The sequence below is a fragment of the Microbulbifer epialgicus genome, from assembly GCF_041447265.1.
Lineage (GTDB): Bacteria > Pseudomonadota > Gammaproteobacteria > Pseudomonadales > Cellvibrionaceae > Microbulbifer > Microbulbifer epialgicus.
Map to the genome: position 1 here is coordinate 1 of NZ_JBGMEK010000113.1, position 10,141 is coordinate 10,141.

Genomic DNA, 10,141 nt, shown 5'->3' on the forward strand with positions numbered 1-10,141 from the left:
TCGTTCAGAATGGACGCTTCATTATCAGAAACTTGAAAAGGTTTAGGTGTACGCATAGAAGATACATTATACGGACAATTCTCCATTAGTTACATTATTTTCCGCATGGACCACTAGGTAGTTATTGCTACAGACCAGGATCCTGTCATTTAACCGTTGATAGATGACATTTCCCTAGATTGCCACGATAACCATTAGCAGTTGACGTCCTTCGAAATATAATTATCAGGATAACTATATTGATGCTTTGGGGAAGCGACTGTGAAATGCCATCTATTTATCATTGCCAGAATCTCACCCAAGGCAGAGTTCTTCGAGCGAACCAAACGGGCAATACTATCCATAGCTCCAATTACTCTGGAAGAAAAGGACTGCCCACAGTTTGCTGTTCATGAAGATGATAAAAACTTATTTTTATACGAAGAGTGGTGCAGTCAGGAAAATCTCGACAAGCATTACGCAACGCCCTATATCGCACCAATTCTTAAAGCCTATAAAAAATGGTTAAAAAAACCTGTGGAGATCAACAAGCTAGAGAGGTTGGCGTAACCCCTTATGCTTTTTTTAAAGAGCCACCTTCACAACAAATACTGAAGGGGTACGCAAAGCAGTCTTCTGTAATGAACCTCTATACGGTTCAGGATGCCCTCACCATGATGCGGGATACGAGTCTGCTTCTGCGGGAACTATAGAGATATTTTTCCGACCATGGAACTTCCCAGCTGCGGTTTTTTGGTAATGATCACGATCGATCGGGAACCGGAAAGGGATAGCTTACTGGCTTCAGCAATTGTGGAACGTATCGACGTTTCCCGGCCGGTAATGACTTGCAAACTTAAAAGTATGGTAATAGATAAGCTTATCACCATGGAAGCAGATTCCGGGGACAGCAGAGCCAAATGTGTAGCACTCGCTAAAGGTGGAAAGCAGTTTTTACAACAAATGTTGCCAGAAGACTTCCGGATAATATCCAATTTTACAGAGGGCTTGAAATAATAAAGAACTCTATACTACACGCCCTGTGTATATGGGCATTGGATTATCCGATTGTCACACTATTACTATTGGCAATAAAAGTGCTGGATCTACAAATTATAACGGGGCTGAATTCCCTGACCATCACAGGAATTCTCGTCCCCCTAATGTATTTCTATCTTGTGCCAAAAGTACATCACTTGTTGGAAAAATAAATATAAAAGCAGAAGACGGATAGTAAAATATAAAGGCTAAATCCCAGCTTGGTCATCAAGCTGGGGATATTCAATCAAGCTTATATTGGCCAAAGAAAAATTTCTGAGTAAATTTATCGCTAATTACTGCTTGGGGAACTGACTAATATATGCCCCTGCTTAACACCAATATAAATCTTGTCGAGAAACCCAAGATTCTCCAGAGGGTTGCCCTCTAGTATTAAGAAGCTACCCTCCGCACCTTTAGCAAACGAGCCCAGATGGCGCTCTGGGAACATCCACTTTGGAGTATCCATAGTTAGGGACTTCAACAATACTTCTCTCGGCGCAATATCCAGAGTATCCAGATAAAGAATCTCACGAAGCACCGTACCGGAGAAATTGTCACTTCCCATTAATAAGGGTACGCCCGCATTACGTAAACGAGAAAGATTATCTTTTTGAACCTCTTGGATTTCCTTTAATTCATCTTCAGGATAGCTATGCCCAGAAGGCACACTGGCGGTAGCAATCAGCTTGGTACCCTGTTTGGCAGCCACAGCAATAACAGCATCGCTTAACACATAATCCTGCCTAACAAATCCTTCGTTTCTTGCGATTCGATACCCAGGTAAATGACCCAAGACATCTACACCCGCTTTTATAGCTACCATGGCATCATGAGCGGTATCCACATGAGCCACCACCGGAATTCCCAATTTATGCGCACGTTCAACAATTTTAGGCACCAGCTTCGGATTGAGGCCATTGACCCCAAGGTATTTCTTATCCTCGTGCCGTTCCTCAAATTTTTCACTGCCAACAAGTATAATTTTAATAAAAGAGGGATGGTTAGCTTTAACTTTCTCCCAAATTCGATCTAGATCCTCTTTACCATCTGCCACTAGGACCTTTTCCTGAGCGTTTTTTAATTCCTCATTGGTAACATTTTTTTTGCCATTTAAAATCACTCTTAGGGGGTGTCCATCAGAAGCTGTTATGCAGTCTGAGGCAAATAAAACATCCATAGTATCTTTGCCACTGAACTGCGCTTCCAATCCCTTACCAAAGCTGCACATCTGCACACTATAAAAAATTCCGGATTGGACTTGCAAAGCTCCAAAATTCTTAATACCCCAAGGGTTTTGCAGATTATGATTATGCCCCTCGGCATACGGTGGTACTACAAATTTTTTGCTGGCATCAATGATATAATCAATTTTTTGTGGTCGAGTCTTGGTCAAGAGGCCATTCTCGTCAACAAACCAAGTAGCCGGCTTAAAGCCCACCCCATCAAACCACTCCCCCCCTTCAATGGCAAAGGTGTCAGCATTGGTAACCTGCTGATATAAAAGCAAAGAAAAAACGCAAGCCAATTTCAAAAAATAAAATTGAGACCCCGCATTTTTCTTAGAATACTTTTTTAAAAATCTTATAAACATCACATATACTCTGCAGCATCTATCACAGTTCAAATCAAGTTTGGGGTATTAAAAATTTAACTTTGTAATTTCATATATCCAGGAAAATTCTATTTTGAATTATTCACAAGTTTTTTCTCCAAACTTTTACTAGCCTTATCAGCATATTCCTCACAACTAAGTGCCCTCTCCCGCTTAGCCGTATCATGAAACACCCACCCACTTGCGCCCGCATGAGGTGTGATAAGTAGGTCACAGGGTAATTTACGCACCCGCTCAAAGCTCACTCGGTAATCTTGAACAATATCGGGATAACGGAGATTATTGACCAACTGATAACCTGGAGCCGTAAGGCTATCTACATAAGCGATATCGATAACCTTACTATCAACAGTATCCTGCCAAGTCCAAGCCATACTGCCAGGAGTGTGCCCCGGAATAAAATGTACACGAAGTCGTAAGTCCCCAAGGACAACTTGCTCTCCATTATGCAGGATACGGTCCGCGTTTACTGATGGGTATAAAATTTGATCCGCAAAATGAATATCATTAGCGCCACCACGAGCCATCAATACTGCCGACTCAGCATTTGTCACTACCTGGGCGCCGGTAATACGTTTTAGCTCGGCCAGGGGACCGATATGATCTGCATGGGCATGACTGTGCAAGATTAATTTCAGGTCGGTTGGTGCAATTCCCAATCTGCGCATATTTCCCAATAAGTGCTCAGCCGTCTGCTCCATTCCTCCATCAATTAGAATCGCACCTTCTTTACCCTTTAGCAGTAAAGAAGTAATTCCCTGGGTACCTATCTGCCATGTATTATCCGCTATCTTTAGCGGCGCTACCGGCTGACGCCAGGATTCCGGCACTTTATAGGTATCCAGTTGCGGCAATACAGGGAAATTTTCTGCCATCGCAATACTGGAATAAGTTGCCATTACTATTGCGGCTAATTTGATTCTTATATTCATCTATAGGTCTCTATTTCTTTTTTCCTGCATCGGAGATACAGCCAGGAGCTCCATTAAGTACAGCGTCTTCAATCCAGCCAGTAATCCGCTCGAATACCTCACCTCGGTGATTGATCCCATCAGTATCTGTCATAAAGTGATCGTAACCAGAATACTCCCAATAAGTCAGCTCACAGCGCCCGGCGGAAAAATAAGCATCTCTCGCTGCACGGCCGGAACTGACCGGAGCAGATTTATCCTCTGCGCCCTGAATCAACAAGACAGGGGCACGGCTATCCAGTAAGTCATTGACCGGTACCCGATCAGCGACATCGGCCCACCAACGCATAGAGTTTCCCCCCCAGATTTCCGCGCTTTTGGGGTTGGCTCGGGCATAGGCAAGTTTGACATCCACCTCTTTAGCGACATAGGGTGGAACCAAACCCTTTAACACCTGGGCAAACGACTCCCCCAACCCGCTTGAAAAAACCACTGCGGCATCGGGATTTAACCTGGGCGCCAATCGGGCAACAAGGTCACCGCCCTCGGAACCACCAAACAGGACCAGCTTGCCATTCCACCAATCGGCCCCGCGTAGTTCGTCAACAATTTGCTCAACATCTACCGTACGCTGCTCAACAGTATGATTGGCTATGTATTCCTGAGAACAATCTTTAAATTGTTCTTCGGGGCTGTCGGTATGGGTTACTCCATATTTCTCTACCATTAAAACGGCATAATCCACAGCCATCTCTTTGGCCTGCTGAAGAGTGGTGTTTTTAATTGCCGGTAAACAGCCTGAGCCCTGGGCCATCAGGAACAAACCAATTTTTCCTTTATTCGCTGGTTTTTCCAGAGACCAATAAAGTGATGTACCATCCGGGCGCTTACTGATTTTGAGATAAGGCTCAGCCGATGCGCTGAGATGAACAACCATTAGCAAAAGGCCAGTAGCCGTTATAAAGATCGACTTAAAAGAAAACCACCATCCCATAGCGAGAACTCCCTACCCTCACCTGACATCGGAAGTGAGAAAATATCTGACTGGTTATTATTAATAAGAGAGCGAACCTATTTTTCGCCTTCTTATCCGAACCCAGCCAAGAGCATTTGTTCCCGGGTTAGTCGAAGCCAATTACATCAAATTTTTTCCAATCACTGGCACTTAGACGATACAGGCAGTGACGCAATAAAGGGCTTTCTCGGGAAACCTGCGGGTGCTCAAAAACGAGAGAATCCCTCTGCATACCCAAGCGTTCCATTACTTTTTGGGAACGAATATTTTGTAACGGCGTAAAAGATACCACCTCATTAAGACACAGAGTATTAAAAGCTACATGAAGAGATGCCCGTGCCGCTTCACTGGCATAACCCTTACCCCAAAAGGGGCGAGCCAGTCGCCAGCCAATCTCTACCGCCGGGGCAAAGGGCAGGTTATCGGTCACATTTTTTATACCGACAAAGCCAAGAAACTCTCCGCTCTCCCTGAGCTCCAGAGCCCAGAAGCCCCATCCATACTTTTCTATATGTGCGCTACTACGATCGACACCCGCATCACTTTCTTCCCGTGTCAGTAGCGAAGGGAAAAACTCCATCACACAGGGATCGGCATTCATTGCGGCAAAAGCTGGCTTGTCTTCCTCGCGCCACTGGCGCAGCTGCAAGTGTTCGGTAGTGGGTTGTATTAGCTCAGGCATTAAACACCTTCAATTTATTTACGACTCTTTGCCAGCCACCGATCTAACTGATCAGCGAAAGCTTTGCGGTCCGCCTGGCTAAGGGTCGGTGGGCCGCCGGTATGGACGCCGCTGGAGCGCAGGGTATCCATAAAGTCCCGCATATTCAGACGCGCGCGGATATTGGCTTTGGTATAGCGCTCTCCACGGGGATTCAAGGCTTCAGCACCCTTATCGATCACTTCTGCGGCCAGGGGGATATCGCTGGTAATGACCAGATCCCCAGCCTCGCAGCGCTGTACTATCTCGTTATCCGCCACATCAAAGCCGGCAGTTACTTGTACAGAGCGGATGTAGCGCGACGGCGGCACCCGCACCGCCTGGTTGGCTACCAGTGTCAATTCAGTGGCAGTGCGCTCGGCGGCGCGAAACAGAATTTCCTTAATGGCTACCGGGCAGGCATCGGCATCGACCCAAAGTTTTGTCATGGCTATACAACCTTTTCGAGTGTATCGGGCGGTGCGCCCTCATCGCATTTCTTGCAATTAAGTTGGAAACCCAGCATGGACTCGCGCCCTTCTTCAGTGATCGCCCAGAGCCGGTTGGTCCAGGGGGGATTGTGGCGTACATGTTGGAAATGGCCACAGGCGAGCTCCGCCACCCAGTGATCCTCTTCATCCAGGTGGTAGCCGGCGATGGGTTGTTTCATGGGGTTACACAAGCAGGGAATAAGGCGCATTTATAGCCAATCCCGAGTACAAAGTACATGTGTGGCCGATGGTTCGCACTGGTGCTGGGAGGATTCGAGCCAAGGCTGCTAGAATCTCCCGCTTTTCCGCGACGCGAAGATGCAGCCCCATCTATGACCCAGCTCAATCCCCGCCAATCTGAAGCCGTGAAGTATGTCGATGGCCCCTGCCTGGTACTGGCTGGTGCCGGCTCCGGCAAGACCAGCGTAATCACCCGCAAGATCGCCTACCTGATCGAGCAGTGTGGCTATGCCGCGCGCAATATCGCAGCCCTCACCTTTACCAATAAGGCGGCGCGGGAGATGAAAGAGCGGGTAAGCAAGCTGCTGGCGGGCCCGGATGGCAAGCGCTCCAAGGCGAGTCACGGCCTCACCGTGTCCACCTTCCACAACCTGGGGCTGAATATCCTGCGCAAGGAATACCGCGCCGCAGGCTTTAAGCCCGGCTTCTCCATCTTTGATGCCGAAGACGCCCGCGCCCTGATCAAGGAGCTGATGCTCAGGGATGGCGACCTGGATACAGACCTGTTGGATCGGGTACAGAACCAGATCTCCAACTGGAAGAACGATATGCTCACCCCGCGCCGCGCCCTGGAGCAAGCACAGAGTCCCGGTGAGCAGGCTATCGCAATTGCCTATGACCGGTACTGCGAAGCCCTGAAGGCCTACAACGCAGTAGACTTCGACGACCTGATCCTGCTGCCGGTACAGCTGTTCGAGAAGGACCCGGAGCTGCTGCAACGCTGGCGCAAGAAGATTCGCTATCTGCTGGTGGACGAATATCAGGACACCAACAACTCCCAGTACCTGCTGGTGAAGCTGCTGGTGGGCGGGCGCGGCGGCCTCACAGTGGTGGGAGACGATGACCAGTCTATCTACGCCTGGCGCGGCGCGCGCCCGGAGAATATGAGTGCGCTGAAGACCGACTTCCCCAATCTGCGTCTGATCAAACTGGAGCAGAACTACCGCTCCACCAGCCGCATCCTCAAAGTGGCCAACCACCTGATCGCCCACAATCCTCACGAATTCGACAAAGCACTGTGGTCCGATCGCGGCCTGGGTGAAGAGATCCGCGTGCTCAAAGTGGCCAATGAAAACGAGGAAGCGGAGCGGGTCGCCAACGAGATCTTTCTGCAAAAGAGCCGCCGCGGCTGCAAGTTTATGGATTTTGCCGTGCTCTATCGCGGCAACCACCAGGCGCGCCTCCTTGAGATGAAGCTGCAGGAGCACCAGGTTCCCTACCAGATGTCCGGCGGCACCTCCTTCTTTGCCCGCGCTGAAATCAAGGACGTGATGGCCTACCTGCGCCTGTTGGTAAATCCAGACGATGACAACGCGTTCTTGCGCATTATCAATACCCCGCGCCGCCAAATCGGTACCAGCAGCCTGGAAGCCCTGGGCAACTACGCCAAGGGCCGCGAGATTTCCATGTTCAAAGCCTGCTCGGAATTGGGCTTTAAGGAGCATATCAACGAGCAGGGCTACGAACGCCTGAATCGCTTCGCCCTGTGGCTCGAAGGGGTGCAGCGCAACTGTCGTGATACCACCGCCAATGGCGCCCTGCGCGAGATGCTGGAGGATATCGACTACGCCGGCTGGCTCTCGCAAAACGCCAGCAGCGAGAAGGTCGCCGAGAAGCGCATGGAGAATGTGTATTGGCTGCTGGAGAGTCTCAACAAGATTATGGAGGGCACCGACGATGAGCTGGAGCAGGATATTCGCCTGGAACAAGCCATCTCCAAACTGATCCTGCGGGATATGTTGGAGCGCCAGGAAGAAGAGGAAGCCACCGATAAGGTGAGCCTGATGACCCTGCACGCCGCCAAGGGCTTGGAATTCCCCCACGTGTTTATGATCGGTATGGAAGAGAACTTACTTCCCCACCGCAACAGTATTGAAGACGACAACATCGAAGAGGAGCGCCGTCTCACTTATGTAGGCATTACCCGCGCCCAGCGCACCCTCACCATGACCCTAGCGGGCAAGCGCAAACAGTTTGGCGAAACCCAGGACACTACGCCCAGCCGCTTTATCGACGAGTTGCCGGAAGAGGATGTGTTGTTGGAGGGATTTGGTAAGGCGACACCGGAGCAAAACCAAGCGAAGGGTGAGGAAACTTTGGGGTCTTTGTTGAGTATGTTTGATTGATAAGCTTGGTCCAGTCGATCAACTCTACGAACAAAAAAGGCCGCTCAATGAGCGGCCTTTTTTGACAGTAAGTAGAAGCTTACTTGCTGTTATCCACCATGTAGTCCACAGCGGCTTTAATCTCACCATCATTACAATCCATACACAGCCCTTTAGGCGGCATGGCATTGATACCGTTGATGGCATTGGTATAAAGAGTGTCCATGCCCTTGGCAATACGCGGTGCCCAGGCAGCGGCATCACCTAACTTGGGTGCGCCAGCTACGCCAGCGGCATGGCAGGTTTGGCAGCTGGCATTGTAGATATCCCCACCACTGCGACCACCGGCGCTAGCACCCTCTGGAGCCGCCGCTACTGCCGCCGCGCACTCCTCGCCCTTCATGCATGTCTCACCTGCTGGAGCGATACGCTCTGCAATTTCCTCGTCAACAGATTGCTGGGCCACTGCCGCAGCCGCACTGACGGCCAGTACCGCCACAATACCCAAAATACTCTTCATACTATTCCCCCAAAAGGCCGAAGTGAGATGGCCCGTAGACTATCGATTTACTGCCGCAAACTTCTACGCCGCGCATTATAAGCACTGTGCCGCCTACTGCCAAAGTTTGCGTAACCCTGCCATAAGTCCTTTCGTACGCCTCCACCCTTCTGTATAATCCGCCTCCCACTGGCACAGTGCCAATTAACCGCCCGTAGCTCAGCTGGATAGAGCGTCGCCCTCCGGAGGCGAAGGTCAGAGGTTCGAATCCTCTCGGGCGGGCCATATATAAAAAAGCCCGCACAAGCGGGCTTTTTTATATATGGTTAACTCCCAGGCTTCGTTCGAATTCAGGTTCGACTCGGAGGCAGCAAAGCTGCCGGAGAGCAGCGAGCCCGAGGGGCGAAGCTAATCCTCCTCTAGGGGTAGGGGCCAACATAAGCCTCTATATCAGGGTAAAATACTCTAGGGCATGATTTTTTCGTTTTGAGCTTGTGGCATGACACTCCAATCAATCATGCACATTGCCCGCTACAATTGTACCTGTATGATCGCGCACCGTTTCCAAACGAACCCTTGCAAGGACGAATGGAAGGGCTTAGTGTCTATAGATAAGCGACTTTTCAAATTTGCCGAAAATAACAACGATATAGCAGGCTAAGGAAAAGTATGCTCAGCTCAATTGAGTTATCCCGTGTCTTGATATCCCAAGCTACAAGTAAGGGGATCTCTGTCTGCAACTTAAAACTGCAAAAGCTTTTGTATTACATTCAGGGGTACCACTTAGCATGTACTGGCACTCCATTCTTTCTTGATAGCATAGAGGCATGGCGCCATGGGCCAGTTATAGGTACCGTTTATCACGCTTACAAAGCGTTATGGCTCCCAAGCAATACCTGTTACTTTTTTGGCTCAAGATATTGCAGTTAGTCCCCTCCAATCTGAACTAATTGATTACGTTCTGGACACTTACGGTTATAAAACCGGATGGGAACTCAAAAATCTAACTCATAATGAAAGCCCTTGGCTACAACATAGCTCTGATGGCAAAGTGGCAGATGGTGGTATCATTACCGAGCCGGAACTTTTAGCTTTTTTCAACTCCAAAGTAGACATGGAAGGCTTCTCTTTGAAATCAGACCTTTCCTCTATTGAAGGTTCTCTGGCTAATGATTTCATCGCCGTTCCCGATGAGATTCAAAGTGCAGATGATTTTGTACAGTGGGCAAAATCAGTCAGCTTCAACTAAGCATTGGCGTACAAAAGCAAATGCATTAGGAATCGCCTGTGGCAGAAAGCAAAATTCCAGCCCGTATCCTCATTGGAAAGAGATTTTTCGAACAAATCAAAGAAAACGTTTTAGGTGAAGACTCACTTAAAAAAGTTTATAGTAATTTCATTTCGCCATTGAAAGTGGGTAATAAGCTGGAACACCTGCCCGGCAAGTATAAGCCAAGCTGGAAAATAAAGGTGTCCAGTAAAAAAGAGGGTGTTCAAAACTCTGTGTCAGCCAAGTAGCCTCATAAGCTGATGTATTTTTCCAAACGA

General features: G+C 48.9%; 13 protein-coding genes and 1 tRNA gene. 7 read left to right on the forward strand and 7 right to left on the reverse strand.

From position 1 onward, the window contains the following. Window positions 1-261: 261 nt before the first annotated feature. Together ACCI49_RS22185 and ACCI49_RS22190 are read left to right on the forward strand one after the other, a co-directional pair. Window positions 262-549 (forward strand): putative quinol monooxygenase, encoded by a 288-nt coding sequence (locus ACCI49_RS22185; protein WP_371841419.1) that lies wholly within the window; start codon window positions 262-264, stop codon window positions 547-549. A 189-nt stretch (window positions 550-738) separates the two neighbouring features. Continuing rightward, window positions 739-996, forward strand: a complete 258-nt coding sequence (locus ACCI49_RS22190; RefSeq protein ID WP_371841420.1) for a hypothetical protein — start codon at window positions 739-741, stop codon at window positions 994-996. A gap of 313 nt (window positions 997-1,309) precedes the next feature. Here ACCI49_RS22190 and ACCI49_RS22195 read toward each other — a convergent pair whose 3' ends face one another. From ACCI49_RS22195 to ACCI49_RS22220, 6 genes are all read right to left on the reverse strand, one after another. Beyond that, window positions 1,310-2,611 carry an amidohydrolase family protein gene (locus ACCI49_RS22195; RefSeq protein ID WP_371841421.1) on the reverse strand — a complete coding sequence of 434 codons (1,302 nt, stop codon included), beginning with the start codon at window positions 2,609-2,611 and terminating at the stop codon, window positions 1,310-1,312. A gap of 89 nt (window positions 2,612-2,700) precedes the next feature. Beyond that, window positions 2,701-3,564, reverse strand: coding sequence for a subclass B3 metallo-beta-lactamase (gene bla, locus ACCI49_RS22200; protein ID WP_371841422.1), 864 nt, complete (start codon window positions 3,562-3,564; stop codon window positions 2,701-2,703). A gap of 10 nt (window positions 3,565-3,574) precedes the next feature. Beyond that, window positions 3,575-4,537, reverse strand: coding sequence for an alpha/beta hydrolase family protein (locus tag ACCI49_RS22205; RefSeq protein ID WP_371841423.1), 963 nt, complete (start codon window positions 4,535-4,537; stop codon window positions 3,575-3,577). 127 nt (window positions 4,538-4,664) lie between these two features. Continuing rightward, window positions 4,665-5,240, reverse strand: a complete 576-nt coding sequence (locus tag ACCI49_RS22210) for a GNAT family N-acetyltransferase (protein ID WP_371841424.1) — start codon at window positions 5,238-5,240, stop codon at window positions 4,665-4,667. Window positions 5,241-5,254: 14 nt separating this feature from the next. Next, complete coding sequence (locus ACCI49_RS22215; RefSeq protein WP_371841425.1) at window positions 5,255-5,707, reverse strand: YaiI/YqxD family protein; 453 nt, start codon at window positions 5,705-5,707, stop codon at window positions 5,255-5,257. A gap of 2 nt (window positions 5,708-5,709) precedes the next feature. Then, entirely contained in the window at window positions 5,710-5,958 is a 249-nt protein-coding gene (locus ACCI49_RS22220) for a DUF3565 domain-containing protein (RefSeq protein ID WP_371841426.1), read from the reverse strand. Window positions 5,959-6,081: 123 nt separating this feature from the next. On the opposite strand from ACCI49_RS22220, the gene rep reads away from it, so the two are divergent. Then, complete coding sequence (gene rep, locus ACCI49_RS22225; protein WP_371841427.1) at window positions 6,082-8,115, forward strand: DNA helicase Rep; 2,034 nt, start codon at window positions 6,082-6,084, stop codon at window positions 8,113-8,115. 79 nt (window positions 8,116-8,194) lie between these two features. Here rep and ACCI49_RS22230 read toward each other — a convergent pair whose 3' ends face one another. After that, window positions 8,195-8,614 (reverse strand): c-type cytochrome, encoded by a 420-nt coding sequence (locus ACCI49_RS22230; RefSeq protein ID WP_371841428.1) that lies wholly within the window; start codon window positions 8,612-8,614, stop codon window positions 8,195-8,197. A gap of 187 nt (window positions 8,615-8,801) precedes the next feature. Here ACCI49_RS22230 and ACCI49_RS22235 point away from each other — a divergent pair. From ACCI49_RS22235 to ACCI49_RS22250, 4 genes are all read left to right on the forward strand, one after another. Beyond that, a tRNA-Arg gene (locus tag ACCI49_RS22235) sits at window positions 8,802-8,878 on the forward strand. Window positions 8,879-9,262: 384 nt separating this feature from the next. Continuing rightward, the gene (locus ACCI49_RS22240) at window positions 9,263-9,523 is read left to right on the forward strand and encodes a Panacea domain-containing protein (protein ID WP_371841429.1); all 261 of its coding nucleotides are present in this window, start codon (window positions 9,263-9,265) and stop codon (window positions 9,521-9,523) included. Next, window positions 9,501-9,842, forward strand: a complete 342-nt coding sequence (locus ACCI49_RS22245; protein ID WP_371841430.1) for a Panacea domain-containing protein — start codon at window positions 9,501-9,503, stop codon at window positions 9,840-9,842. Before ACCI49_RS22240 ends, ACCI49_RS22245 begins: the two co-directional genes overlap by 23 nt. Before the next feature lie 38 nt (window positions 9,843-9,880). Next, on the forward strand, window positions 9,881-10,111 hold the full coding sequence (locus ACCI49_RS22250) for a hypothetical protein (protein WP_371841431.1): 231 nt from the start codon (window positions 9,881-9,883) through the stop codon (window positions 10,109-10,111). Window positions 10,112-10,141: the final 30 nt, after the last annotated feature.

What these genes read in the sequence shown, in the direction of transcription:
- ACCI49_RS22190 (WP_371841420.1), top strand. Translation starts at nt 739, where the DNA reads ATGATCACGATCGATCGGGAACCGGAAAGGGATAGCTTACTGGCTTCA.
- ACCI49_RS22195 (WP_371841421.1), bottom strand. Translation starts at nt 2,611, where the DNA reads ATGTTTATAAGATTTTTAAAAAAGTATTCTAAGAAAAATGCGGGGTCT.
- bla (WP_371841422.1), bottom strand. Translation starts at nt 3,564, where the DNA reads ATGAATATAAGAATCAAATTAGCCGCAATAGTAATGGCAACTTATTCC.
- ACCI49_RS22205 (WP_371841423.1), bottom strand. Translation starts at nt 4,537, where the DNA reads ATGGGATGGTGGTTTTCTTTTAAGTCGATCTTTATAACGGCTACTGGC.
- ACCI49_RS22210 (WP_371841424.1), bottom strand. Translation starts at nt 5,240, where the DNA reads ATGCCTGAGCTAATACAACCCACTACCGAACACTTGCAGCTGCGCCAG.
- ACCI49_RS22215 (WP_371841425.1), bottom strand. Translation starts at nt 5,707, where the DNA reads ATGACAAAACTTTGGGTCGATGCCGATGCCTGCCCGGTAGCCATTAAG.
- ACCI49_RS22220 (WP_371841426.1), bottom strand. Translation starts at nt 5,958, where the DNA reads ATGCGCCTTATTCCCTGCTTGTGTAACCCCATGAAACAACCCATCGCC.
- rep (WP_371841427.1), top strand. Translation starts at nt 6,082, where the DNA reads ATGACCCAGCTCAATCCCCGCCAATCTGAAGCCGTGAAGTATGTCGAT.
- ACCI49_RS22230 (WP_371841428.1), bottom strand. Translation starts at nt 8,614, where the DNA reads ATGAAGAGTATTTTGGGTATTGTGGCGGTACTGGCCGTCAGTGCGGCT.
- ACCI49_RS22240 (WP_371841429.1), top strand. Translation starts at nt 9,263, where the DNA reads ATGCTCAGCTCAATTGAGTTATCCCGTGTCTTGATATCCCAAGCTACA.